Here is a 25,129-nt window from a genome sequence, read left to right as displayed (position 1 = left end):
CCCCGGCCGGGAGGGGGCGCGCCCGGTGGCGCGGAGCCGTTGGGCCGCACGGGTGGGCTTCCGTGGGCCGGTCGCCGTGTCGCCGCCCGGAGGCGGCGACTCTCCCCTTCAGTGGGGCGATAGATCAGATCAACTCCATTATACCGCCAAAAGTGATCTACATCACAGTGTCTGACCTGCCCCGTCCTGTCCGTACTGCTCATCGTGATCAGCACCGCCCCGGAGGTACCAGTCATGTCCCACGACGGCGTCGGACCCCGCGCGGTGATGCGCTCGGTCGCGTTCCTCACGGCGGGCGTGCTCGCGGTGCCCGCCCTGGCCGGATGCAGCGAGAACGACCCGGCGGGCAAGCCCACCGCGGGTCAGGAGATCGCCCCCGCGGAGCGCGGTCTGATCGCGGACGGCGGCACCCTGCGCTGGGCCGTGGACGCCCTCCCGGAGACCCTCAACGCCTTCCAGGCCGACGCGGACGCCGCCACCTCCAAGGTCGCGGGCGCCGTGCTGCCCTCCATGTACCGGCTCGACGCGAACGGCCGGCCGCAGCGCAACCCCGACTACCTGGAGTCCGCGAAGGTCGTCGACCGCGAGCCCAGACAGGTCGTGCTCTACAAGCTCAACCAGCAGGCCGTCTGGAGCGACGGCCGGGAGATCGGCGCCGCCGACTTCGCCGCCCAGTGGCGCGCCCTGTCCGGCAAGGACACCGCGTACTGGACCGCACGCAACGCCGGCTACGACCGCATCGAGAAGATCGAACGCGGCGCCGACGACCTGGAGGTGCGGGTCACCTTCAGCAAGCCGTACGCCGACTGGCAGTCGCTCTTCTCGCCGCTGTACCCGAAGGACGTCACGGGCACCCCGGACGCCTTCAACGACGGTGCCCGCCGCAAGCTGAAGGTCACCGCCGGGCCCTTCGCCCTCGACGCCGTCGACAAGGACGCCGGCGAGGTCAGGCTGAAGCGCAATCAGCGCTGGTGGGGACGCCCGGCCAAGCTCTCCGAGCTGGTCCTGCGAGCCGTACCGCGGGACAAGCGCACCGCCGCGCTCGCCGAAGGCAAGGTCGACCGGGCCGAGATCGACTCCTCCGAGGCCCACCGCATCACGCTCGCCGCCCGCGACAAGGGCAAGGGCAACGGGGCACCGCTCGCCCACGGCCCCGGCGCCGCCCTCACCCCCGGCAAGTCGCTGCGCTCCTGGGCGATCGCACACGGCTCCGACGAGGAGGCGGCCGACGAGGAGATCCTGGCCCGCAAGAAGCGGGGCAAGGCCGTCGCGAAGTACGCGGACGAGCAGTCGTCCCTGCGCGGCTTCGAGGTCCGCAAGTCCCTCGAACCCGCCTTCACCCAGCTCGCGTTGAACGGCGAGGAGGGGCCGCTCGCCGACGAGCGGGTCCGCCGGGCCGTGGCCCGCGCCCTGGACCGGGACGAGCTCGCCCGGGTCGTCCTGCGGCCGCTCGGCCTGCCCGCCGAACCGGTCGGCAGCCATCTCGCGCTCTCCGGACAGCACGCGTACGCCGACAACAGCGGAGCGCTCGGCGGCCAGGACACCAAGGAGGCGCAGGCCCTGCTGGCCGACGCCGGATGGGTGTCCGGCGGTCCCGTCAAGGAGGAGCAGAAGGAGAAGAAGGCGGCCGGCGCCGGGGCCTCGAAGGAGTCGGCCGACTCCGAGGCGTCGGGAACCCCCACGGACTCGGATGCCGCCGAAGGCCCGGACACTGACGAAGGCTCGGGCAGCTCCGAGGATGCGGGCAGCTCGGGCAGCTCCAGTACTTCTGACAGCTCCGAAAGCTCTGGCAGCTCCGGCAGCTCCACGAGTTCCGGCAGCTCCGACGGTTCCGGCAGCTCGGAGAGTTCCGACAGCTCCGGGGACGACGGTACGTACATCGTCGGTGAGGACGGGAAGCCGGGCGACGACAAGCCCGGCGAGAACCGCGCCCCGGCCCTGCTCGTGCCCGCGCCCCTGGCCGAACTGCAGCGGGTCGCGCTCCTCGACCAGGCCTACGTCCTGGGCGTACGCGGCCAGGACGAGAAGGCGAAGAAGGAGCAGAAGCAGAAGGCGGGGAAGAAGCAGCGGATCGGCAAGAAGCAGCAGGCCGAGACGGAGAAGAAGCAGAAGAAGGACGGGCCGGGCACGTCCGGCAAGGTGGAGAAGAATCTCGCCCGCGAAGGCAAGTCGCAGTTCCAGCACGGCGGTGCCCCCGGGGCGTACGCGCCCAAGGGCACGGCCGCCCCGGGAGGTGCCGCGGCCGGACCGCTGGCCAAGAACGGCAAACCGCTGTCGCTGCGCTTCGTGCTCCCGTCCGGCCCCGGCTCCCAGTCGCTGCGGGCGGTCGGCGAACGGATCTCGCGGATGCTGGAACGTATCGGCATCCGTACGGAGATCTCCAAGGTCGCCGACGAGAGCTACTTCAAGGACCACATCGCCTCGGGGCAGTACGACCTGGCGCTGTACTCCTGGCCCGCGTCCGCGTTCCCCGCGACCGACGCCCGCCCGATCTACTCCAAGCCGGTCCCGGCCGCCGACGGCTCCCTGAACGTCGAGCAGAACTACACCCGGGTCGGCACCGACCAGGTCGACCAGCTCTTCGACCAGGCCATCGCCGAACTCGACCCGGGCGAGTCCCGCTCCCTGGTCCGCAAGGCGGACGCCCGCATCTGGGCCGCCGCCGGTTCGATCCCCCTCTACCAGCGCCCCCAGCTCACAGCGGCCCGGACCAACCTCGCCAACGCGGGCGCCTTCGGCTTCCAAACTCCTGTCTACGAGGACATGGGCTTCCTGAAGAAGGGCACAAAACCGCAGACCAGCAGCGCCCCGTAAGGGGCGCGGGGAACTGCGCGACCAGCCCCCACCGGCCGGCACTGTGACCACCGGCCAGAGCCCCGTCGAGCCCAAGCGGCAGCGGCCCCGTACGATGGGGTAAGGCCGTGGCACGTTTCAGCCCGGCAGGGCCCCGCGCAGCGGAGGCCGTTCACTCACTCCGGGAGAAGCGCCTCAATATGGCCACGCGCCACGACATCCGCAACGTCGCCATCGTCGCCCACGTCGACCATGGCAAGACCACCCTGGTCGACGCCATGCTCAAGCAGGCCGGTGCCTTCGCCGCGCACGCCGCCGAGTCGCTCGACGACCGCATGATGGACAGCAACGACCTGGAGCGTGAGAAGGGCATCACGATCCTGGCCAAGAACACGGCCGTGAAGTACCACCCCAAGGATGGCGGCGACGTCATCACGATCAACATCATCGACACCCCGGGCCACGCCGACTTCGGCGGCGAGGTCGAGCGCGGTCTGTCGATGGTCGACGCGGTCGTGCTGCTCGTCGACGCGTCCGAGGGCCCGCTGCCCCAGACCCGCTTCGTGCTGCGCAAGGCGCTCCAGCAGCGTCTGCCGGTCATCCTGTGCATCAACAAGACGGACCGCCCGGACTCCCGGATCGACGAGGTCGTCAACGAGACCTACGACCTCTTCCTGGACCTTGAGGCGGACGAGGAGCAGATCGAGTTCCCCATCGTCTACGCGTGTGCACGCGACGGTGTGGCCTCGCTGACCAAGCCGGAGGACGGCACCGTCCCGGCCGACAGCAACAGCCTGGAGCCGTTCTTCTCGACGATCCTGTCGCACGTCCCGGCCCCGTCGTACGACGAGGAGGCCCCCCTCCAGGCGCACGTCACCAACCTGGACGCGGACAACTTCCTCGGCCGTATCGCGCTGCTCCGTGTCGAGCAGGGCGAGCTGCGCAAGGGCCAGACCGTCACGTGGATCAAGCGCGACGGCACGATGTCCAACGTCCGCATCACCGAGCTGCTGATGACCGAGGCGCTCACCCGCAAGCCGGCCGAGATGGCGGGCCCCGGTGACATCTGTGCCGTGGCCGGTATCCCGGACATCATGATCGGTGAGACCCTCGCCGACCCCGAGAACCCGATCGCGCTGCCGCTGATCACGGTGGACGAGCCGGCGATCTCGATGACCATCGGTACGAACACCTCGCCGCTGGTCGGCCGTGGCGGCACCGGCAAGGGCGCCTCCGCGAAGGCCGCCGTCAAGGACCGCAAGGTCACCGCCCGCCAGGTCAAGGACCGCCTGGACCGCGAGCTGATCGGTAACGTCTCGCTGCGGGTCCTGGACACCGAGCGCCCCGACGCCTGGGAGGTGCAGGGCCGTGGTGAGCTGGCGCTCGCCATCCTGGTCGAGCAGATGCGCCGCGAGGGCTTCGAGCTGACCATCGGCAAGCCGCAGGTGGTCACCCAGGTCATCGACGGCAAGGTGCACGAGCCGGTCGAGCGCATGACGATCGACGTGCCCGAGGAGCACATGGGCGCGGTCACGCAGCTCATGGGCGTCCGCAAGGGCCGGATGGACAACATGTCCAACCACGGTTCGGGGTGGGTGCGGCTGGAGTTCGTGGTGCCGTCCCGCGGTCTCATCGGGTTCCGGACCGAGTTCCTCACCGGCACCCGCGGCACCGGCATCGCGCACTCGATCCACGAGGGCCACGAGCCCTGGTTCGGCGTGCTGACGACCCGTAACAACGGCTCCCTGGTAGCCGACCGCGCCGGCGCCGTCACCGCCTTCGCGATGACGAACCTCCAGGAGCGCGGCGTGCTGTTCACCGACCCCGGCACCGAGGTGTACGAGGGCATGATCGTCGGCGAGAACTCGCGCTCCGACGACATGGACGTGAACATCACCAAGGAGAAGAAGCTCACCAACATGCGCTCGGCCGCCGCCGACTCGTTCGAGGCGATCGTCCCGCCGCGCAAGCTCTCCCTGGAGCAGTCCCTGGAGTTCTGCCGCGACGACGAGTGCGTCGAGGTCACCCCGGAGTCGGTTCGCATCCGGAAGGTGAACCTGGACGCCCGCGAGCGCGCCCGTTCCGCGAGCCGCGCCAAGCACGGCTGACGCCTCCTCAACTGCTCCGCAGCGGCTCCCCACGGTGCCCTGCGGGGCGCCGGGAGTATGCTCCCGGGATCTGTGAGGGTTTCTGAACGCCCGGTTCTCCGCACGACGTCGGAGGGCCGGGCCTTCGGCGTGCCCGGACGGCGAAACCGTGTCAGTTCGGACAACGGCGCAATGGAAGTAGCGGCGTTCGCATATCGGGCATTGCCCAATCAAGTTTCGGACACGTAAACGAAATTTTCGTCAACCATGTCTGATTTGCCGGATTCCGGTTTCACTTGTCAAGCGCGCCCAGGTGTCAATCTTTGCAATTTTTGCTCAAAATTTCGACGGTAGGGAGATCCCTATGTCTTCCGCCCTTGACGCGCGTTGACCCACTTGGTGAAAGTTCCCTGAAACCACAGAACCTGCCGGTATCTGTGCTGCGCTCAACTCTCCATCCCCCGGGGGAAGAACAAAGATGACCAGTCCAACCAAGGCCGAGGGCTCCGGGCCGTCGGCGGCCTTGGACCCCGAGCTCGCGTCGAAAACCGAGCCGGTCGAGGCGGAGAAGCTCGAGGGCCGTTCCCCCGGGCAGTTGATGTGGCATCGCTTCAAGCGAGACCGTACCGGAGTCATCTCCGCGTGCGTGGTGATTTTTTTCTTCGCGATCGCCGCACTGGCCCCGGTCATCTCGAGCCTGTACGGGAAGGATCCGTACACGCTCTACGCGCAGGAGCCCGACTACCCCTTCCTGCTCGACGACTTCGCCATGCCCACCGGCTCCTTCGGGGGAATGTCCGGTGACTTCTGGTTCGGCGTCGAGCCCAAGCTCGGGCGCGACGTGTTCACGATGCTGCTGTACGGCATGCGGACATCGCTCTACATGGCCGTCCTGGTCACGGTGTTCAGCGTCCTGACGGGCGTCGTCATCGGCATGATCAGCGGGTACTTCGGCGGCAAGGTCGACTACTGGCTGGGCCGGGTCACCGACTTCTTCCTGGCGTTCCCGCAGCAGCTGTTCTTCATCGCCTTCATGCCCGTCGTCACGGCGCTGTTCGTCTCCCCGACGGACGAGACCCCGGTCTATCTGCGCGCCGTCGCGATCATCCTCGTGATGTGGTTCCTCGGCTGGATGGGCATGGCCCGTCTGGTACGCAGCTCCGTACTCTCCCTGCGGGAGCGGGAGTTCGTCGAGGCGGCCAAGGTCTCGGGAGCCTCTCCGACGCGCATCGTGCGCAAGGAGATCCTGCCGAACATCGTCACGCCGATCCTCGTGCAGGGCACCTACATGCTGCCCAGCTCGATCCTCTCCATCGCCTTCCTCTCGTACGTCGGTGTGGGCTTCGTCGAGCCGACGCCGGACTGGGGCCGGATGTTCGCCATCGGCTCCGAGATCTACGAGCAGGACCCGATGTTCATGTTCTTCCCGGGCGTGGCGATGGTGGTCTTCGTGCTCGCCTTCAATCTTCTCGGCGACTCCGTCCGGGACGCTTTCGACCCCAAGACCGGACGCTAACCGTCCATTGGTGGTGGGGGGACTGCCACCCCCGTTCCGGGAGACCGGACCGTCAGGCAGTACTCGTGGACAACTATCGACAGGTAGGTGCATCGGCATCATGAAGCCCATCAGAACGCGCACCGTGCGCGCTATAGCCGTCGCCATCACAGCGGGGTCGCTGGCGCTGACCGGCTGCTCCAGTGACAGCGGCAAGGACAACTCCAAGGACAACTCCAAGTCCAAGGAAGATGCCGCCTCGCAGTCGACGCCTGTCGCCTACGGTGATGCCCAGGCGTCGAACGGCCCGGCCGAAGCGGTGGCGGGGGCCAAGACCGGCGGCACCATCAACGTCTACCAGCAGTCCGACCTGACCCACATGGACCCGGGCCAGATCTACGTCAGCGACGCCGGCCAGTTCGCCAACCTGGTCCACCGCGGTCTGACGAACTTCCAGGAGGACGACAAGGGCAACCTGACGGTCGTCGGTGACGTCGCCACCGACTCCGGCAAGTCGTCCGAAGGCGGCAAGACCTGGACGTACACCCTCAAGGACGGCATCAAGGACGAGGACGGCAACGCCATCACGTCCGCCGACGTCCGCCACACCATCGAGCGGCAGTACGCCAAGTTCATCTTCGACGGCCCGACCTACGTCCAGAACTGGCTCTCGGGCGCCGAGTACCGCAAGGCGCTGCCGGACGGCCCGTACAAGGGCAAGCACCTGCCGGACTCCGTCCTGGAGACCCCGGACGCCAAGACCGTCGTCTTCCACTTCAAGACGGCCCAGCCGGACCTCCCGCAGGCCCTGGCCATGGCCGGCTACGCCATCGTGCCCGAGAAGCAGGACACGAAGGAGAAGTACGACAAGGCCCCGGCCGCCCTCGGCCCGTACAAGGTCGCCGAGTACAAGGCCGGCAAGTCGGTGACGCTGGTCAAGAACACCCAGTGGGACCCGAAGACGGACTCGGTGCGCCACCAGTACGTCGACGGCTACAACTTCAGCAACACCATCGACCAGGCCAGCCAGACCAAGCGTCTGCTCGCCGACCAGGGCGAGGCCAAGAACGCCATCCAGTTCACGGACTCGGTGGACCCGGCCCAGCTGTCGACGGTCATCGGCAACGCGGCCGCGAAGAAGCGCACCATCCAGGGCTACCAGCCCTACGTGTGGCAGCTCTCCTACAACCTCGACAGCGCCAAGATGAAGGACAAGAAGGTCCGCGACGCGATCACCTACGCGATCCCGAACCAGTCCATGGTCCAGGCGGACGGCGGCCGTTACGGCGGCGAGGTGGCCGGCGGTCTGATGGCGCCGACCCTCCCGGGCTTCGACCCGACGTACGACCCGTTCGGCAAGCTGAAGAAGCCCAACGGTGACCCGGCGAAGGCCAAGGCGCTGCTGAAGGAGGCGGGGGTCAAGCAGGGCACCAAGCTCAGCTACGCCTACTCCAACACCCCGCGTGGCCAGGCCCAGATGCTCATCATCAAGGACGCGCTGAACAAGCTCGGCTTCGACGTCCAGGCCAAGGAGATCGACCGCGCGACCTTCTACGAGCAGGTCGGCAAGCTGAAGAACCCGTACGACCTGTACATGACCGGCTGGGGCCAGGACTGGCCGTCGCCGGGCACGGTCATCACGCCGGTCTACGACGGCACGCAGGTCGCCGACGGTTCGCCGAACTACTCGCACATCAACGACAAGCAGGTCAACGCCCTCATCCAGAAGGCCGTGACGCAGGAGCCCGAGGAAGCCGCCAAGACCTGGGAGCAGGCTCACCACCGCATCGTGGAGGAGATCAACCCCGGTGCCCCGGTGTACTACTCGAAGCAGATCCAGCTCTACGGTTCGAACATCGGCGGTGCCCGGTACAGCACGGAGTCGAGCTACATCGACATCAACGACCTGTACCTGAAGAAGCCGTAATCCCTCAGCTCGGCTGATCCGTGGGGGTGTGCGCCAGGCGGAGCGCACCCCCGCGGACGGTATCCCCCTCCTGCCGCCGCGTTCCGAAGAGAGCACCCACCCGCCATGCTTCAGTTCCTCATCCGCAGGCTGAGCGGCGCCGTCGTGATCATGTTCCTGATCGGCGCCTTCACGTTCTTCCTGTTCTACACAATCCCCCAGGACTTCGCGCAGCTGTCCTGCGGCAAGAACTGTTCCCCCGAGAACATCGCGGTCATCCGTGAGAACCTCGGCCTCGACAAGCCCATCACCACCCAGTTCTGGGAATTCATGATGGGCATCGTGTCCGGCCGGGACTTCCCGCAGGGACACTGCTCCGCCCCGTGCCTGGGTGTCTCCTTCGACAGCGGCGACTTCGTCTGGGACTCCATCATGGACCGCTTCCCGCTGACGCTCTCGCTGACCCTCGGCGGCCTGGTGATCTTCCTGCTGTTCGGTCTCGGCACGGGTCTGCTCGCCGCCTGGAAGCGCGGTACCGCCGTCGACAAGGTGGTCAGCGGTTCCTCGATGGTGCTCAGCTCGTTCCAGATCTACTTCCTGGGTCCCATCGTCCTCAGCCTCCTCGTCTACAACACCGGCTGGCTGGAGAACCCCAAGTACGTGTCGTTCACGGACGACCCGGGCGGCTGGTTCATGGGCATGCTGATCCCCTGGGCCGTGATGGCCACGATCTTCACCGCCCAGTACACGCGTATGGCGCGCTCGACCATGATCGAGCAGCTGCAGGAGGAGCACGTCCGCACCGCCCGCGCCAAGGGCATGCGACAGCGGTACGTCTTCTTCCGCTACGCCTGGCGTGGTTCACTCATCCCCATCGTCACGATCATCGGCATGGACCTCAGCGCGCTGCTCTCGGGCGCGGTGGTCACGGAGTTCACCTTCGACCTGGCCGGTATCGGGCGTCTCGCGGTCGAGGGCTCGCTGACCAAGGACCTTCCGCTGACGATGGGCGTCATGCTGTTCGGGGCCTTCTTCATCCTGATCCTGAACATCATCGTGGACCTCGCCTACGCCTACATCGACCCGCGCGTGCGCCTCGCCTAGGAGAAATACCGTGACCACACTGACCAAGACCGAAGGCGCGAAGGCCCCGAGCGGGCCGGAGTCCTTCCTCTCGGTCCGCGACCTGCGGGTGCGGTTCTCCACCGAGGACGGCATTGTGAAGGCGGTCGACGGGCTCTCCTTCGACGTCGAACGAGGCAAGACGCTCGGCATCGTGGGTGAGTCGGGCTCCGGCAAGTCCGTCACCAACCTGACCGTCCTCGGCCTGCACAACCCCAAGACCTCCACCGTCGAGGGCGAGATCGTCCTCGACGGCAAGGAACTGGTCACGGCGACCGAGAAGGAGATGGAGAAGCTCCGCGGCAACAAGGTCGCGATGATCTTCCAGGACCCGCTGACCGCGCTCTCGCCGTACTACACGGTGGGCCGGCAGATCGCGGAACCGTTCATGAAGCACACCGGCGCCTCCAAGAAGGAGGCGAAGGCGCGGGCCATCGAGATGCTCGACAAGGTCGGCATCCCGCAGCCCGCCATGCGCTTCAACGACTATCCGCACCAGTTCTCCGGCGGTATGCGCCAGCGCGCGATGATCGCCATGGCGCTGATCTGCGACCCCGACCTGCTGATCGCGGACGAGCCGACCACGGCCCTGGACGTGACCGTCCAGGCGCAGATCCTCGACCTTCTCAAGGACCTCCAGCAGGAGTTCGGCTCGGCGATCATCTTCATCACGCACGACCTCGGCGTCATCTCCAAGATGGCCGACGACCTGCTGGTGATGTACTCGGGCCGGGCCGTGGAACGCGGCAGCGTCCGCGAGGTGCTGCGCAACCCCCAGCACCCCTACACCTGGGGCCTGCTGAGTTCGATGCCGCGCCTCGGCGGTGACACGGCACAGGCGCTCACCCCGATCCCCGGGTCCCCGCCCAGCCTGCTGAACCCGCCGACGGGCTGCCCCTTCCACCCGCGCTGCGGCTTCACCGCCGAGGTCGGCGGAACCCGCTGCTCGGACGAGCGGCCGCAGCTGCCCGATGGCCGGGCCGCCGCCTGTCATCTCGACGCGGCGCAGAAGTCGACCTTTTTCATCGAACAGATCAAACCCCGGCTGGGCTAGGGAGAACGAGACATGAGCGACAAACTCACCCTGCCTAAGCCGCAGGGCCCCGTCGACGGAGTCGGCGAACCGCTGCTCTCCGTCGAGGGCCTGACCAAGCACTTCCCGATCTACGGCGGATTCCCGATCAAGCGCAAGGTCGGAGCCGTGCAGGCGGTCGACGGTGTCGACCTCACCGTCGGCGTCGGCGAGAGCGTCGGCCTGGTCGGCGAGTCCGGCTGCGGCAAGTCGACGACGGGCCGGCTCATCACCCGCCTCCTGGAGCCGACCGCCGGGAAGATCACGTACGCGGGCCAGGACATCACCCACGCCTCGCGCAAGCAGATAGCGCCCGTACGGTCCGAGATCCAGATGATCTTCCAGGACCCGTACTCCTCGCTGAACCCGCGGCAGACCGTCGGCACGATCATCAAGTCGCCGATGGAGGTCAACGGGATCAATCCGACGGGCGGCCGCGAGACGCGTGTACGCGAACTCCTGGAACTGGTCGGTCTCAACCCGGAGCACTACAACCGCTTCCCGCACGAGTTCTCCGGCGGTCAGCGCCAGCGCATCGGTGTGGCCCGGGCCCTGGCGCTGAACCCGAAGCTGATCGTCGCGGACGAGCCGGTCTCCGCCCTGGACGTGTCGATCCAGGCCCAGGTGGTGAACCTCCTCCAGAAGGTCCAGGAGGAGATGGGCATCGCCTTCCTCTTCATCGCCCACGACCTGGCGATCGTGCGGCACTTCTCGCAGCGGCTCGCGGTGATGTACCTCGGCAAGGTGGTGGAGGTCGGGGACCGGGACTCCATCTACAACCGGCCGCGGCATCCCTACACGCACGCTCTGCTGTCCGCGGTTCCGGAGGTCGCGCTCGACGACGAGGTCGAGGACCGGGAGCGGATTCGGCTCTCCGGTGACGTGCCGTCGCCGATCCATCCGCCGAGCGGTTGCCGGTTCCGCACGCGTTGCTGGAAGGCGCAGGACAAGTGCGCCACGGAGGAGCCTCCGCTGGTTCAGATCTCCGGCAACCGGTCCGGTCACCTGACGGCCTGCCACTTTCCGGAGGACCCGACGACGGAGGCCCGCGACGAGGACATCGTCCTGGACCCGGCCCTGGCGGCGCTTGAGCAGGACGTCACGAAGGACTGACCTTCCTCGCCCCCGCCGCCCCTACCCGTCCCGTCCCTGGGGGCTGCGCCCCCAGACCCCCCTTGTCGGCCTGAACGGCCTCGTCCTCAAACGCCGGACGGGCTGAAATTCAGCCTCTCCGGCGTTTGAGGAGCGGGGGTTCGGGGGCTGGCCCCCGAAAGGGACGGGAATGGGTAGGGGCGGCGGGGGCGAAGACTCGTTCGGGAGGAGACAGTTGAGTCGGGAGAAGCAGTTGGCGCCGGGGATCCACAGCATCACCTTCGACTGCACAGGAGACCCGTACGACCTCGGGCTGTTCTGGAGCGAGCTGCTCGGCCGGCCACTGGCCGACGACGACAAGCCCGGTGACCCGGAGGCACTGATCGCGGACCCCGACGGCGGCCCGAGGCTGCTCTTCGTCCGCGTCCCGGAAGGCAAGACGGCCAAGAACCGCATCCACTTCGACCTCAAGCCCAAGGGCCGCACCCGCGAGGAGGAGGTCGAGCGCGCGATCACCCTCGGCGCCCGGGTGATCGAGGACCGCAGGCGCCCCGACGGCGGCGGCTGGGTCACCATGGAGGACCCCGAGGGGAACGAATTCTGCGTGGAGCGGGGGGAGCCGGGCTGAGCCCGACACCGGCTACGGCTGCGTGCCTCCCGCCTTCCCGTAGCGACGGAAGGCAGCCGTCTCCACGGTCCACGGGCCGAACGGCACGGTGTCTCCGAAGATGTACGGGTTCTTGTGCTGGTACCGGTCCCCGCACGGGTCGGAGTGCGCCTCGATCGTGCCCGTGCGCGGATCCACGATCAGGTAGTGGGCGATACCCATGGCCGGGTACTCGGTGAGCTTCGCACCGTAGTCGTTGTCCGGATTGGAAGGCGAGACGATCTCGACGACCGCCAGCACCTGACTCGCGTCGACGGCGAGGCCCTCCTCGTCGAGCACGTCCTCGGGGATGACGACCGCGTCGGGGCGCCGCATGCGGCCGATCGACGGGTGCTCGATCTCGGGACCGTTCTCGCAGACGTAGCCGGGGTGGGTGGCGGGGAGCTGCTCGTTGAGCTGGTTCCGGATGCGTCGGACCGCGCCCTCGTGGCGCTTCGAGGGGCTCATCATGGCAAGGAACGGCCCGGAGGGCCCGATTTCGACGTTCCACGCTCCCTCAAGGTGCTCGGCGAACTCCGTGAGCTCCTCGGCGATCGCGCGCATCTTCGCGTAGTCCATGACTTCAGGGTAGGTGTCAGGCCGCGATCCCGGGGCCCTCGGAGGGCCGGGGCCCAGGGACCGTGTCCCTGGCCTCCGGGTAATGGCAAGCCGTCAGATGCCCCACCCCGTTCCCCTCTACCCGCACCAGCGCAGGCGTCTCCGCCGCGCACCTCTCCGTCGCCTTCCAGCAGCGGGTGCGGAAGCGGCAGCCGGACGGGGGGTTGAGGGGGGAAGGGACGTCTCCGGTCAGGCGGATGCGTGTCCGGGCGGCCGGGACGTTCGATGCCGTCGCCTCCGGGACCGCGGACAGGAGCGCCCGCGTGTAGGGGTGCCGCGGATTCTCGTACAGGTCGTCGCGGCCGGCGGTCTCGACGATGCGGCCGAGGTACATCACGGCGACGCGCTGCGAGAAGTGGCGGACGATCGCCAGGTCGTGGGCGATGAAGACGAACGCGATGCCCAGGTCCCTCTGCAGGGTCTGGAGGAGGTTCACCACCTGGGCCTGGATCGACACGTCCAGGGCGGAGACCGGCTCGTCCGCCACGATGAGCCTCGGGTTCAGAGCCAATGCCCTTGCCACGCCGATCCGTTGGCGCTGGCCGCCGGAGAACTCGTGCGGGAAGCGGTTGTAGTGCTCCGGGTTGAGGCCGACGATCTCCAGGAGTTCGCGTGCGCGCGTCTCGCGGCCGCCCGTCGGATTGATGTCGTTGATCTCCATGGGGCCGGAGACGATCTTCCCGACCGTGTGCCGCGGGTTCAGCGAGGCGTAGGGGTCCTGGAAGATCATCTGGATCTCTGAGCGGAACGGCGCCAGCTCCCTGCGGCCGGCGTGGGTGATGTCCTGGCCCGCGTACGTGATCTTCCCGGCGGTCGGCTCCAGGAGGCGGGTGATGAGCCGCCCGGTCGTCGACTTGCCGCAGCCGGACTCGCCGACCAGGCCCAGGCTCTCGCCCTCGCCGACGGTGAGGTCGACACCGTCGACCGCCTGCACCGCGCCCACCGTGCGGCGGACGGGGAAGCCGCCCCGTACCGGGAAGTGCTTGGTGAGCCCGGCGACGCTCAGGAGGGTGTCCGTGCCGCTCATGATCGTGAATTTCCTTCTCTCGTAAGCCGGTTGGACTGATCGTCAGTTGGACCGATGCGTCAGCCGGGCTGCGGCGTCGCGTAGTCGACGAAGAACTCGCGGCGCTGCTCGGCGGTGAGGTGGCAGGCCGTGCCGCGGCCGCCGCCGTTGATCTCCAGCGGCGGGCTGTCCGTGGCGCACAGCCCGCCGTGGACCTTCTCCGCGAACGCGCACCGCGGGTGGAAGCGGCAGCCGGAGGGCGGGTTGAGCAGCGAGGGCGGCAGACCCGGGATCGGCGACAGCGGCACGTCGACCGGTCCGTCGAGGCTCGGCATCGAGCCCAGCAGGCCCCAGGTGTACGGGTGTTGGGGTGTCCGCAGCACCTGGTTCCGCGTGCCCCGCTCCACACACCGGCCGCCGTACATCACCAGCACGTCGTCCGCGATGTTGGCGATGACACCCAGGTCGTGGGTGATGAAGACGATCGCCGTGCCGAACTCCTGCTGGAGGTCCTTGAGGAGGTCCATGATCTGGGCCTGGACCGTCACGTCCAGGGCCGTGGTCGGTTCGTCGGCGATCAGCAGTTGCGGGTCGCAGACCAACGCCATGGCGATCATCGCGCGCTGGCGCATACCGCCCGAGAACTGGTGCGGATAGTCGTCCACGCGCAGGTCTGGCTGCGGGATGCCGACCCGTCGGAGCATCTCGACCGACCGCGCCCGGGCCTCGTGCCGGGAGGCCCCGGTGTGCTTGCGATACGTCTCGCCGATCTGCTTGCCGACCGTGTGGAAGGGCGAGAGCGAGGCCAGCGCGTCCTGGAAGATCATGGACATCGTGTTGCCGCGCAGCCGCTCCAGTTCCCGCTCGGTCGCGGCCAGCAGATCCTTGCCGTCGAGGAGGATCTCGCCGTCCACGTCGGTGTGTTCGCGGTCGTGCAGGCCGAGGACCGCCATGCTGGTGACGGACTTGCCCGAGCCGGACTCTCCCACGATGCCGAGCGTCCTGCCCTGGGCGAGGTCGAAGGAGAGTCCGTCGACGGCCCTGACGAGGCCGTCCTCGGTGGAGAAGGCGACACGCAGGTCGCGTACGGAGAGGAAGGGGGTGCTCATGAGGTCGTCCTCTCCTAGGCGAGCCGGATCCGCGGGTCGATGAGGGCGTAGACGGCGTCGACGACGATGTTGGCGACGACGATCGCGGCGGCCGCGGTGAGGACGACGCCGAGCAGCAGCGGCAGGTCGTTGTCCCGTACGGCCTTGATGGACAGCGCGCCGATGCCGTGCAGTCCGAACGTCTCCTCGGTGATGATCGCGCCGCCGAGGAGATAGCCGATGTCGAGGCCGAGGATCGTGACGATCGGGCCCATCGCGCCCCGCCAGGCGAACCGGAAGAAGACCGTCCGGCGGGACAGGCCCTTGGCACGGGCCGTGCGTACGTAGTCCTCGCTGAGGCTCTCCACGAGCTGGGAGCGGGTCATCCGCGTGTAGTTGGCCGTGAAGATCAGCGCGAGGACCAGCCACGGCAGCAGCAGCCCCTTGAACCACGCGCCCGGATCCTGGGTGAACCCGGTGCTGTCCTGTGGCCGGGGGAGCAGATGCCACTCGTCGGAGAGGTAGTACATCGCGACCACACCGACGATGTAGATCTGCAGCGACGAGCCGACCAGTGAGGCGGAGGACGCGATCTTGTCCAGCGCCTTGCCCTGCTTGACCGCCGCGATCATGCCCGTACCGACGCCGAAGACCACGAACACCACCGCGCTGCCGATGGAGAGCGAGAGCGTCGTCGGGAAGCGGTCGGTGATCAGGCCGAGCACCGGCTCGTGGTTGGTGAACGAGTAGCCGAGACACGGGGCGGGGCAGTGCCCGAGCCCCGTGTAGTCACGGCCGGCGAACACGCCCACGAGCCAGTGCCAGTACTGGACCGGCAGCGGGTCCGAGATCCCGAGGTTGTGCCGGACCAGCGCGAGCGTCTGGGGCGTGCAGAGCTTGCCGCAGGCGGCCCGGGCCGGATCCCGCGGGGCGACGTAGAAGAGCACGAAGGTGAGGGCGCTGATGATCAGCAGGATCAGCAGCGCGCCGAGCGTCCGACGGACGAGGAAGCGGAACATGGCGATGCGATTCCCTGGTGGCCTCAGGCCTTGGCGTACAGCTTGTAGAGGATGAACGCCGAGAACAGCGGGTCGAACTCGCCCCCGCCCACCTTGTCCCCGTACAGGTAGTAGCGGCGCTGGTACGTCTCGGGGATGATCGGCGCCTCCTTCTCCATGATCTGCCGGTCCAGCGCGGCCCAGGCGGCGTTGGCCTTGGTCGCGTCAGGGATGACGGCGTTCTTCTTGATGGCCGCGTTCACCCAGGGCACGTTCAGCTGGGAGACGTTGTTGGCGCCGTTGGCGATCGTGGTGCCGTCGAAGAGGGGCTGGAGGAGGGTGTAGCCGGTGGGCCAGTCGGGGGCCCAGCCGAACCACATGACGTCGAACTGGTTGTCGATCTGCTGCACTTGGTCGTAATAGCTGGTCGACTCGACGGGCTTCACGACCGGGTCGAAGCCGGCCTCCTTCAGAGCGGCGGCGATGACGACCTTGGTCTTGTCGTACGCGTCGCTCGCGCCCTGCGGGTAGGTGTAGACGATCTTCTGGCCGAGCTTCCCGGCCTCCTTGAGCAGGGCCTTCGCCTTCGCCGTGTCGCCCTGCGGCTTGGTCAGCTTGCCGTAGACGTCGAACTTCACGCGGCCCGCGATGTCGGGGGAGAGGACGGTGGTCGCGTACTCGCCGGCGGACGGGCCGCCGTAGATCCGGCGGATCTGCTCCAGCGGCCAGGCGTAGTTGAGCGCCTGGCGCACCTTCACATCGGTGATCCGCTTGCAGTTGATGGCGTAGTAGTAGAGGCCGGTCAGCAGGCCGTCGACGCTCCGGGCCTTCAGGTCGGCCGTGCCGAGCACCTTCTGGATGCGCTCGGCCGGCACCCCGCTGTACGCCATGACCGCGTACTGGTCGTCCCCGGAGTCGGCGATCAGCCGGTCCGTTGCCTGGAGCCCCTCCGGGCCGAACTCGAAGACGAAGGAGTCCGGGTAGGCGTTGCGGATCGGGTCCGTCGCCGGGTCCCAGTGCGTGTTGCGCACCAGCGTCAGGGACTTGTCGACCGAGTGCTGCTTGATCCGGTACGGACCGCAGGAGACCGGGTCCTTGTCGTACTTCTCCTTGGTGTCGTGCTTGACGGGCACGGCTCCGTAGGAGTGCATCGCCAGCGTCCAGTTGAGGTCCGGGCGGGCCGTCTTCAGGTGGAAGGTGATGGTCTTCTTCGCGGTGTCCGTGACGACCGAGCTGAGGTGCTTGCCGCCGTACGGGCCCTTGTAGACCGAGCGGAAGTCGTTCGTGCCGGTCAGCGCGGACTGGAGGTAGGTGGCCCCCTCGGTGGTGAAGCTCGCGAAGCCGCGCTCGATGCCGTGGCGTACGTCCTCCACGGTCAGCTCGCTGCCGTCCTCCCACTTCAGCCCGTCCTTCAGGGTGAAGGTCCAGGTCCTGCCGTCGTCGGACATGGTGCCGGTGTCGGTGGCGAGGTCGCCGACGAGCTTCATGGCGCCGCCGGAGGCGATCTTGTAGCCGGTCAGACAGCGGATGTAGAGGTTGCCGACCGTGGAGTTCCACGAGTAGTAGATGCGCTGCGGGTCGAGGTGCGAGAAGTCGTCCGGCCCTATCGGGTGGATCGTCCCGCCCTTGCGTGCCCCGGCGACCGCGGGCGCGGGTCCGGTGGAGTCGTCCGCGGTGCCGATGCTGACCGCGGAGTACTTGGCGGTGCTCGTCGAGCCGCCGCCGCCCGTACCGCCGCCGCCCCCACCACTGCTGCAGGCCGAGAGCACCATGGAGCCGCCAGCCGCGACGGAGGTGGCGATGACAAAGTTTCTGCGCGAAATAGACATGGGTGTCCTGCCTGAATTCAGGGATGAGGGGAGAAGAGGGGGGCGCCCCTTCAGGGGCGCGGGGAACTGCGCGATCAGCCACGACGAGCCCGCAGATCCATGACGGCATCCAGCGGAGCGTCAACGCCGAGTTTTCGGATCCAGAGCGTCCCGTACGGAATCCCCAAGAAGGTTGAAGGCGATCACAAAGATCACCATCGTCAAGCCGGGGAAGAGCATGTAGGTGATGTCGTTCTGATAGACCTGCGCCCCGCGCTGGATCATCACGCCCCAGTCGGGCGTCGGGTCGCTGAGCCCCACCCCGAGGAAGGCGAGCGCGGCCTCCGTGGTGACGTACATCGGCAGCGCGAGAGTCGCCTGGATGAGGATCGGCGTCCACAGGTTCGGCAGCAGCTCCTTGAAGATGATCCGGGCCGGCGACGCACCGGTCACTTTGGACGCCTCCACGAACTCCCGCTCGCGCAGGGCCAGTACCTCGCCGCGCAGCAGCCGGGCGATGGGCGCCCAGCCGAACGCGGTCATCACCGAGATCAGGCTGACCACCGTGAGCCAGGTCGGGGTGGCGTCCTCCGGCGAGACGAGGATCGAGATCATCACGGGCCAGAAGGCGATGAAGAAGAGCGTGGAGGGGAAGGCCAGCAGGATGTCGATGACCCGGCCGACCAGGTAGTCGGTCCGGCCGCCGAGATAGCCGGCCGTGAGCCCGACGACGATGCCCAGCAGGGTGACGAGCAGGGTCGTCACCGTGGCGATCAGCAGGGAGTTGCGGATGCCGTAGAGCAGCAGCGTGAAGACGTCCCGTCCGAGCTGCGGTTCGACGCCGAACCAGAAGCCGCCGCTGATGCCGCCGTTGGGCCGGACGGGGAAACCGAAGTCGTTGAGCAGACCCGCCGTGTTCTGACCGTAGGTCGTGTACGGATCCTTGCCGTACAGCCTGGCGATCAGCGGGGCGCCGATTCCGGCGACGAAGAAGACCAGCACCACACAGGCCGAGACCACACCCGTGCGGTCGCGCTTGAAGCGCAGCCAGGCGAGCCTGCCGGGGGAGCGGCTGTCACCGCCACGAGGTGGGGTCTTCGGCGCCGTCGGTACGGCGTCTTCGGCCACCACCATGGGTGCGGTGGTGGCAGAGGGTGTAGGCGAGGTCATCGTGCTCCTGGCCCGAACTGTCATGCGGGTCTGCAGGATGCGACCCACCGGCTAGCGCGACCATTTCAACGCCGTTCAGGCAGCGTCAATGAAACGTTGACGGCTTTGATCTGGTCTTTTGCCGTTTGACCTGGGGCTGGCCGCCCGCTTGGCGTGGCTTGGTACTGCCATGACCAAAGTGAGGTCCGATATGCGGTTCGCCATGTTTCGGCATACGTGCATTCGGAGGGTGTTCCCACTCGTAAGAGTGGGATGAATGGGCGTCACGTCCTTTATGCCCCGATATTGGGCGCTGAAGGCACAGCGCTCCCGCGCCGGGGCCACAGCGCACTGAAGAGGAGGCACTCCATGCGTGGAGCCACGCACGCCAGATGGGCCGCATGCGCGGCGGCGGTAGCTCTCGCCGCGACGGCCTGCGGGGACGACGGGGGCGGCGACAGCGGCGGCGGCGACGGCGACGGCTCCGGGATCGTGAGCTCCTCGTGGGGTGACCCGCAGAACCCCCTGGAGCCGGCCAACACCAACGAGGTGCAGGGCGGCAAGGTCCTCGACATGCTCTTCCGCGGTCTCAAGCGCTACGACGCCAAGACCGGCAAGGCGAACGACATGCTCGCCGAGAAGATCGAGACCTCGGACTCGCAGAACTTCACCGTCACCGTCAAGAGCGGCTGGAAGTTCAGCAACGGCGAGGCCGTCGACGCCAAGTCGTTCGTGGACGCCTGGAACTACGGCGCCAGCCTCAAGAACAACCAGAAGAACGCGTACTTCTTCGGGTACATCGACGGCTACGACAAGACGCACCCGGAGGACGGCAGCAAGCAGACGGCCGACACCCTCTCCGGCCTCAAGGTCACCGGGCCCAACACCTTCACGGTCAAGCTCAACCAGAAGTTCTCGACCTTCCCCGACACCCTGGGCTACGCGGCCTTCTCCCCGCTGCCGCAGTCGTTCTTCGACGACCACGCGGGCTGGCTGAGCAAGCCGGTCGGCAACGGCCCGTACACCATCGACTCGTACGCCAAGGGCTCGGTGATGAAGATGCGCCAGTGGGTGCAGTACCCGGGCGAGGACAAGGCGCGGAACGGCGGTGTGGACCTCAAGGTCTACACCGACAACAACACCGCCTACACGGACCTCATGGCCGGCAACCTCGACCTCGTCGACGACGTGCCCGCCTCCCAGCTCAAGAACGCCAAGAGCGACCTCGGCGACCGGTACATCAACACGCCCGCCGGCATCATCCAGACCCTCGCCTTCCCGTTCTACGACAAGGCCTGGGACAAGGACGGCATGGAGAAGGTCCGCACGGGCCTGTCCCGGGCCATCGACCGCGAACAGATCACCGAGACCATCTTCCAGAAGACGCGCACACCCGCCACCGACTGGACCTCGCCCGTCCTCGGCGAGGCCGGCGGCTTCAAGGAGGGGCTGTGCGGTGACGCCTGCGAGTACGACCCCGACGAGGCCAAGAAGCTGATCGAGGAGGGCGGCGGGCTGCCCGGCGGCCAGGTCAAGATCTCGTACAACGCGGACACCGGCTCCCACAAGGAGTGGGTGGACGCCGTCTGCAACTCCGTCAACAACGCGCTGGACAACGACAAGGCCTGCGTCGGCAACCCCATCGGAACCTTCGCCGACTTCCGCAACCAGATCACCCAGTCCAAGATGTCCGGCCCCTTCCGGGCCGGCTGGCAGATGGACTACCCGCTGATCCAGAACTTCCTGCAGCCGCTGTACTACACCAACGCCTCGTCCAACGACGGCAAGTGGACCAGCGCCGAGTTCGACAAGCTCGTGAACGAGGCCAACGCGGAGACCGACCAGGCCAAGGCCGTGGACCTCTTCCAGCAGGCCGAGGAGGTCCTGCGGGACGACATGGGTGCCATCCCGCTCTGGTACCAGAACGGCAGCGCCGGCTACTCGGAGCGGGTCTCCGATGTGGCGCTCAACCAGTTCAGCGTCCCCGTCTACAACGAGATCAAGGTCAGCTGAGCCGCGGGGGCACCCGTCGACACACGGGTGCCCCCGCCTACCTCCGGAGCCCTCATGGGACGGTATGTGATCCGGCGCCTGCTGCAGATGATCCCGGTCTTCTTCGGCGCCACCCTGTTGATCTTCCTGATGGTGAACGTGATGGGCGACCCCATCGCGGGCCTGTGCGGCGACCGGCAGTGCGACCCCGCCACGGCCACCCAGCTGCGCAAGGAGTTCGGCCTCGACAAGCCCCTGTGGCAGCAATACGTGACGTACATGGGCAACGTCTTCACCGGCGACTTCGGCACGGCCTTCAACGGCCAGGAGGTCACCGAGCTGATGGCGAGCGCCTTCCCGGTCACCATCCGGCTCACGATCGTGGCGATCCTCTTCGAGATCGTCATCGGCATCACGCTCGGCGTCGTCACCGGACTGCGCCGGGGCCGTCCCGTCGACACCGGCGTCCTGCTGGTCACCCTCGTCGTCATCTCCGTGCCGACCTTCGTCACCGGTCTGCTGCTCCAGCTGCTGCTCGGCGTCGAATGGGGCTGGATCAGTCCGTCCGTCTCCCCGGAGGCCCCCTTCGACGAGCTGATCGTGCCGGGCCTGGTGCTCGCGTCCGTCTCCCTGGCGTACGTGACCCGGCTGACCCGGACCTCCATCGCGGAGAACCGGCGCGCCGACTACGTCCGTACGGCCGTCGCCAAGGGGCTGCCCCGGCACCGGGTCATCACCCGGCATCTGCTGCGCAACTCGCTGATCCCGGTGGTCACCTTCATCGGCACCGACATCGGCGCGCTGATGGGCGGCGCGATCGTCACCGAGCGCATCTTCAACATCCACGGCGTCGGCTTCCAGCTCTACCAGGGCATCCTGCGCCAGAACACCCAGACCGTCGTCGGCTTCGTGACCGTCCTGGTCCTCGTCTTCCTGGTGGCCAACCTGCTGGTCGACCTCCTGTACGCCGTACTCGACCCGAGGATCCGCTATGCCTGAACCGATGCCGCGTGAGCCGCACCTGTCGGGCGGGGGCCGCGCCCCGGAGGACGGCGCCATCGCCGCGACGGGCATGGGCGGCGCGATGGACCTGGCCACGGCGGAGGCCGAGACCCTGGAGAAGCGACCGAACGGACCGGACGGCACGGGCCCCGGGGAGAAGCCGCGCTCCCTCTGGTCCGACGCCTGGCGGGACCTGCGCCGCAACCCCGTCTTCATCATCTCGGCGCTCATCATCCTGTTCCTGCTCTTCATCTCCCTGTGGCCGGGGGTGATCGCCACCCAGAACCCGCTCAAGTGCGACCTCGCCAAGGCCCAGGAGGGCTCCCAGCCGGGACACCCCTTCGGCTTCAACGGCCAGGGCTGCGACGTCTACACCCGCACGGTGTACGGGGCCCGGGTCTCCGTCACCGTCGGCGTGTGCGCCACGCTCGGGGTCGCCATCCTCGGCTCGGTGCTCGGCGGGCTCGCCGGGTTCTTCGGCGGGGCGGGGGACGCGGTCTTGTCCCGGATCACCGACATCTTCTTCGCCATCCCCGTCGTCCTCGGCGGCCTGGTGCTGCTGTCCGTCGTCACCAGCTCCACGGTCTGGCCGGTGATCGGGTTCATGGTGCTGCTCGGCTGGCCGCAGATCTCCCGTATCGCCAGGGGATCCGTCATCACCACCAAGCAGAACGACTACGTCCAGGCGGCCCGGGCGCTGGGCGCCTCCAACTCGCGGATGCTGCTGCGGCACATCACGCCCAACGCCATCGCCCCGGTCATCGTCGTGGCGACCATCGCGCTCGGTACGTACATCTCGCTGGAGGCGACCCTCTCGTATCTCGGGGTCGGGCTGAAGCCGCCCACCGTGAGCTGGGGCATCGACATCTCCTCGGCGTCCCAGTACATCCGCACGGCCCCGCACGCGCTCCTGTGGCCGGCCGGGGCCCTCGCCGTCACCGTCCTCGCGTTCATCATGCTCGGCGACGCGGTGCGCGACGCCCTCGACCCGAAGCTGAGGTGACCGCCGTGCTGCTCGAAGTGCGCGATCTGCACGTGGAGTTCAGGACCAGGGACGGGGTGGCCAAGGCCGTCAACGGCGTCTCCTACAGCGTGGACGAGGGCGAGACGCTCGCCGTGCTCGGCGAGTCCGGCTCCGGCAAGTCCGTGACCGCCCAGGCCATCATGGGCATCCTCGACACACCGCCCGGGAAGATCACCGCGGGCGAGATCCTCTTCCAGGGCGAGGACCTCCTGAAGTTCAAGGAGGAGGAGCGGCGCAAGGTCCGCGGCGCCCAAATGGCGATGATCTTCCAGGACGCCCTGTCGTCCCTGAACCCGGTGCTCAGCGTCGGCGCCCAGCTCGGCGAGATGTTCACCGTCCACCAGGGCATGTCCCGGAAGGCCGCCAAGGCCAAGGCGATCGAGCTGATGGAACGGGTGCGCATCCCGGCCGCGGCGGCCCGCGTCGGCGACTACCCGCACCAGTTCTCCGGCGGAATGCGCCAGCGCATCATGATCGCCATGGCGCTGGCCCTCGAACCGGACCTGATCATCGCCGACGAACCCACCACCGCCCTCGACGTCACCGTCCAGGCCCAGGTCATGGACCTCCTCGCCGAGCTCCAGCGCGAGCTCAACATGGGGCTCATCCTCATCACCCACGACCTCGGCGTGGTCGCGGACGTCGCCGACCGGATCGCCGTGATGTACGCGGGCCGGATCGTCGAGTCCGCCCCGGTCCACGACATCTACAAGGCCCCCGCGCACCCCTACACGAAGGGCCTCCTGGAGTCGATCCCGCGGCTCGACCAGAAGGGCAAGGAGCTGTACGCCATCAAGGGCCTGCCGCCGAACCTCATGCACATCCCGCCCGGCTGCGCCTTCAACCCGCGCTGCCCCCTGGCCCAGGACGTCTGCCGGACCGACGTGCCACCGCTGTACGAGGTGACCGAGGCGGGCACGGACCGCGTGAGCGCCTGCCACTTCTGGAGGGAGTGCCTCCATGGCTGAGCCGATCCTCCAGGTGCGGGGCCTGGTCAAGCACTACCCGCTCACCCAGGGCATCGTCTTCAGGAAACAGATCGGCGCGGTGAAGGCCGTCGACGGCGTCGACTTCGAACTCGCCGCGGGCGAGACCCTCGGCATCGTCGGCGAGTCCGGCTGCGGCAAGTCCACGGTCGCCAAGATGCTGGTCAACCTGGAGAAGCCGACGGCCGGCGAGATCGCGTACAAGGGCGAGGACGTCACCAGGCTCTCCGGCCGCGCACTGAAGGCCGTGCGCCGCAACATCCAGATGGTCTTCCAGGACCCGTACACCTCGCTCAACCCGCGCATGACCGTCGGCGACATCATCGGGGAGCCGTACGAGATCCACCCCGAGGTCGCGCCGAAGGGCGACCGGCGCCGTAAGGTCCAGGACCTGCTGGACGTGGTCGGGCTCAACCCGGAGTACATCAACCGCTATCCCCACCAGTTCTCCGGCGGCCAGCGCCAGCGCATCGGCATCGCCCGCGGTCTGGCCCTGCGCCCCGAGATCATCGTCGCGGACGAGCCGGTGTCCGCCCTCGACGTGTCGGTGCAGGCCCAGGTCATCAACCTGATGGACCGGCTCCAGAGCGAGTTCGACCTGTCGTACGTGTTCATCGCGCACGACCTCTCGATCGTGCGGCACATCTCCGACCGGGTCGGGGTGATGTACCTCGGGCGGATCGTGGAGATCGGCAAGGACGCCGAGATCTACGACCACCCGACGCATCCCTATACACAGGCCCTGCTGTCCGCCGTGCCCGTCCCGGACCCCGAGGCCCGCGAGCACCGGGAGCGGATCATCCTCTTCGGCGACGTGCCCTCACCGGCGAACATCCCCTCCGGCTGCCGCTTCCGCACCCGCTGCTGGAAGGCCGAGGAGCGCTGCGCCCTGGAGGTCCCGCTGCTCGCGGTGCCCGCGGAGTTCCGGTACGAGGCGGCCGGTCCCGCGGCACATGACTCGGCGTGCCACTTCGCGGAGGAGAAGCAGGTGGTCCCGCCGGAGGAGCCGACGGACGAGAGCCCTGGCGGACCCACGGACAAGGCCCCCGACGGTCCCGTGGACAAGATCCAGGACGAGCCCACGGACGACGTGAAATAACACGACAAACACGCATCAACTTCGTTAACACGCAGGCAACTTCACCGACCCGATACCGATATACGGACGCGTCAGTCTGAACAGCGTACGGCCGTGCGGGTGCCGTAGACCGGCCGGGGCGCGCCATGTCTCCCCGGCCGGTCGCA

Annotated in this window: 19 protein-coding genes; 13 read left to right on the top strand and 6 right to left on the bottom strand. The window is 67.8% G+C overall.

What is annotated here, in order from left to right:
* The first annotated feature begins 234 nt into the window (after positions 1 to 234).
* From OG718_RS20995 to OG718_RS20960, 8 genes are all read left to right on the top strand, one after another.
* Positions 235 to 2,814, top strand: coding sequence for an ABC transporter substrate-binding protein (locus OG718_RS20995; protein WP_328844788.1), 2,580 nt, complete (start codon positions 235 to 237; stop codon positions 2,812 to 2,814).
* A gap of 179 nt (positions 2,815 to 2,993) precedes the next feature.
* Positions 2,994 to 4,901, top strand: a complete 1,908-nt coding sequence (gene typA, locus OG718_RS20990) for a translational GTPase TypA (RefSeq protein WP_143636632.1) — start codon at positions 2,994 to 2,996, stop codon at positions 4,899 to 4,901.
* A 457-nt stretch (positions 4,902 to 5,358) separates the two neighbouring features.
* Entirely contained in the window at positions 5,359 to 6,396 is a 1,038-nt protein-coding gene (locus OG718_RS20985) for an ABC transporter permease (RefSeq protein WP_143636630.1), read from the top strand.
* 100 nt (positions 6,397 to 6,496) lie between these two features.
* Positions 6,497 to 8,302 (top strand): ABC transporter substrate-binding protein, encoded by a 1,806-nt coding sequence (locus OG718_RS20980; RefSeq protein WP_328844787.1) that lies wholly within the window; start codon positions 6,497 to 6,499, stop codon positions 8,300 to 8,302.
* A 105-nt stretch (positions 8,303 to 8,407) separates the two neighbouring features.
* Positions 8,408 to 9,385 carry an ABC transporter permease gene (locus OG718_RS20975; RefSeq protein WP_143636626.1) on the top strand — a complete coding sequence of 326 codons (978 nt, stop codon included), beginning with the start codon at positions 8,408 to 8,410 and terminating at the stop codon, positions 9,383 to 9,385.
* 10 nt (positions 9,386 to 9,395) lie between these two features.
* On the top strand, positions 9,396 to 10,457 hold the full coding sequence (locus OG718_RS20970) for an ABC transporter ATP-binding protein (RefSeq protein WP_306938224.1): 1,062 nt from the start codon (positions 9,396 to 9,398) through the stop codon (positions 10,455 to 10,457).
* Positions 10,458 to 10,469: 12 nt separating this feature from the next.
* A complete protein-coding gene (locus OG718_RS20965) occupies positions 10,470 to 11,588 on the top strand; it encodes an ABC transporter ATP-binding protein (protein ID WP_143636622.1) in 1,119 nt (372 codons plus the stop codon).
* 214 nt (positions 11,589 to 11,802) lie between these two features.
* Positions 11,803 to 12,195: a VOC family protein gene (locus tag OG718_RS20960; protein ID WP_260695104.1), complete on the top strand. Its 393-nt coding sequence runs from the start codon at positions 11,803 to 11,805 to the stop codon at positions 12,193 to 12,195.
* Between the two features lie 12 nt (positions 12,196 to 12,207).
* Here the strand turns inward: OG718_RS20960 and OG718_RS20955 are convergent, their stop codons facing one another.
* The 6 genes from OG718_RS20955 to OG718_RS20930 form a co-directional block, all read right to left on the bottom strand.
* Positions 12,208 to 12,792 (bottom strand): Uma2 family endonuclease, encoded by a 585-nt coding sequence (locus OG718_RS20955; protein WP_143636620.1) that lies wholly within the window; start codon positions 12,790 to 12,792, stop codon positions 12,208 to 12,210.
* Positions 12,793 to 12,808: 16 nt separating this feature from the next.
* On the bottom strand, positions 12,809 to 13,858 hold the full coding sequence (locus OG718_RS20950) for an ABC transporter ATP-binding protein (RefSeq protein WP_328844786.1): 1,050 nt from the start codon (positions 13,856 to 13,858) through the stop codon (positions 12,809 to 12,811).
* Between the two features lie 59 nt (positions 13,859 to 13,917).
* The gene (locus OG718_RS20945; RefSeq protein ID WP_143636616.1) at positions 13,918 to 14,946 is read right to left on the bottom strand and encodes an ABC transporter ATP-binding protein; all 1,029 of its coding nucleotides are present in this window, start codon (positions 14,944 to 14,946) and stop codon (positions 13,918 to 13,920) included.
* A gap of 14 nt (positions 14,947 to 14,960) precedes the next feature.
* Positions 14,961 to 15,944, bottom strand: coding sequence for an ABC transporter permease (locus OG718_RS20940; RefSeq protein WP_328844785.1), 984 nt, complete (start codon positions 15,942 to 15,944; stop codon positions 14,961 to 14,963).
* A gap of 23 nt (positions 15,945 to 15,967) precedes the next feature.
* On the bottom strand, positions 15,968 to 17,752 hold the full coding sequence (locus tag OG718_RS20935; RefSeq protein WP_328844784.1) for an ABC transporter substrate-binding protein: 1,785 nt from the start codon (positions 17,750 to 17,752) through the stop codon (positions 15,968 to 15,970).
* Positions 17,753 to 17,872: 120 nt separating this feature from the next.
* The gene (locus OG718_RS20930) at positions 17,873 to 18,901 is read right to left on the bottom strand and encodes an ABC transporter permease (RefSeq protein ID WP_143636610.1); all 1,029 of its coding nucleotides are present in this window, start codon (positions 18,899 to 18,901) and stop codon (positions 17,873 to 17,875) included.
* Positions 18,902 to 19,249: 348 nt separating this feature from the next.
* Between OG718_RS20930 and OG718_RS20925 the strand changes: the two genes are divergently transcribed.
* Genes OG718_RS20925 through OG718_RS20905 form a run of 5 tightly spaced genes read left to right on the top strand, consistent with a single transcriptional unit; the run spans position 19,250 to position 24,983 of the window.
* A complete protein-coding gene (locus OG718_RS20925; protein ID WP_143636609.1) occupies positions 19,250 to 20,893 on the top strand; it encodes a peptide ABC transporter substrate-binding protein in 1,644 nt (547 codons plus the stop codon).
* Positions 20,894 to 20,947: 54 nt separating this feature from the next.
* Positions 20,948 to 21,871 (top strand): ABC transporter permease, encoded by a 924-nt coding sequence (locus OG718_RS20920; RefSeq protein WP_143636607.1) that lies wholly within the window; start codon positions 20,948 to 20,950, stop codon positions 21,869 to 21,871.
* Positions 21,864 to 22,877, top strand: coding sequence for an ABC transporter permease (locus OG718_RS20915; protein ID WP_143636606.1), 1,014 nt, complete (start codon positions 21,864 to 21,866; stop codon positions 22,875 to 22,877). The genes OG718_RS20920 and OG718_RS20915 overlap by 8 nt, the downstream gene beginning before the upstream one ends.
* Before the next feature lie 5 nt (positions 22,878 to 22,882).
* Positions 22,883 to 23,866, top strand: a complete 984-nt coding sequence (locus OG718_RS20910) for an ABC transporter ATP-binding protein (protein WP_055611117.1) — start codon at positions 22,883 to 22,885, stop codon at positions 23,864 to 23,866.
* Positions 23,859 to 24,983: an ABC transporter ATP-binding protein gene (locus OG718_RS20905; RefSeq protein WP_143636604.1), complete on the top strand. Its 1,125-nt coding sequence runs from the start codon at positions 23,859 to 23,861 to the stop codon at positions 24,981 to 24,983. The genes OG718_RS20910 and OG718_RS20905 overlap by 8 nt, the downstream gene beginning before the upstream one ends.
* Positions 24,984 to 25,129 lie beyond the last annotated feature (146 nt).

Source organism: Streptomyces sp. NBC_00258 (assembly GCF_036182465.1).
Classification (GTDB): Bacteria; Actinomycetota; Actinomycetes; order Streptomycetales; family Streptomycetaceae; genus Streptomyces.
Note: the sequence above shows the minus strand (reverse complement) of the source record. Positions and strands in the feature narration are given on the sequence as shown.

Excerpts from the sequence above, each read along its gene's own strand:
- OG718_RS20995 (WP_328844788.1), top strand. The coding sequence starts at position 235 with ATGTCCCACGACGGCGTCGGACCCCGCGCGGTGATGCGCTCGGTCGCG.
- typA (WP_143636632.1), top strand. The coding sequence starts at position 2,994 with ATGGCCACGCGCCACGACATCCGCAACGTCGCCATCGTCGCCCACGTC.
- OG718_RS20985 (WP_143636630.1), top strand. The coding sequence starts at position 5,359 with ATGACCAGTCCAACCAAGGCCGAGGGCTCCGGGCCGTCGGCGGCCTTG.
- OG718_RS20980 (WP_328844787.1), top strand. The coding sequence starts at position 6,497 with ATGAAGCCCATCAGAACGCGCACCGTGCGCGCTATAGCCGTCGCCATC.
- OG718_RS20975 (WP_143636626.1), top strand. The coding sequence starts at position 8,408 with ATGCTTCAGTTCCTCATCCGCAGGCTGAGCGGCGCCGTCGTGATCATG.
- OG718_RS20965 (WP_143636622.1), top strand. The coding sequence starts at position 10,470 with ATGAGCGACAAACTCACCCTGCCTAAGCCGCAGGGCCCCGTCGACGGA.
- OG718_RS20955 (WP_143636620.1), bottom strand. The coding sequence starts at position 12,792 with ATGGACTACGCGAAGATGCGCGCGATCGCCGAGGAGCTCACGGAGTTC.
- OG718_RS20950 (WP_328844786.1), bottom strand. The coding sequence starts at position 13,858 with ATGAGCGGCACGGACACCCTCCTGAGCGTCGCCGGGCTCACCAAGCAC.
- OG718_RS20945 (WP_143636616.1), bottom strand. The coding sequence starts at position 14,946 with ATGAGCACCCCCTTCCTCTCCGTACGCGACCTGCGTGTCGCCTTCTCC.
- OG718_RS20940 (WP_328844785.1), bottom strand. The coding sequence starts at position 15,944 with ATGTTCCGCTTCCTCGTCCGTCGGACGCTCGGCGCGCTGCTGATCCTG.
- OG718_RS20935 (WP_328844784.1), bottom strand. The coding sequence starts at position 17,752 with ATGTCTATTTCGCGCAGAAACTTTGTCATCGCCACCTCCGTCGCGGCT.
- OG718_RS20930 (WP_143636610.1), bottom strand. The coding sequence starts at position 18,901 with ATGACCTCGCCTACACCCTCTGCCACCACCGCACCCATGGTGGTGGCC.
- OG718_RS20925 (WP_143636609.1), top strand. The coding sequence starts at position 19,250 with ATGCGTGGAGCCACGCACGCCAGATGGGCCGCATGCGCGGCGGCGGTA.
- OG718_RS20920 (WP_143636607.1), top strand. The coding sequence starts at position 20,948 with ATGGGACGGTATGTGATCCGGCGCCTGCTGCAGATGATCCCGGTCTTC.
- OG718_RS20915 (WP_143636606.1), top strand. The coding sequence starts at position 21,864 with ATGCCTGAACCGATGCCGCGTGAGCCGCACCTGTCGGGCGGGGGCCGC.
- OG718_RS20905 (WP_143636604.1), top strand. The coding sequence starts at position 23,859 with ATGGCTGAGCCGATCCTCCAGGTGCGGGGCCTGGTCAAGCACTACCCG.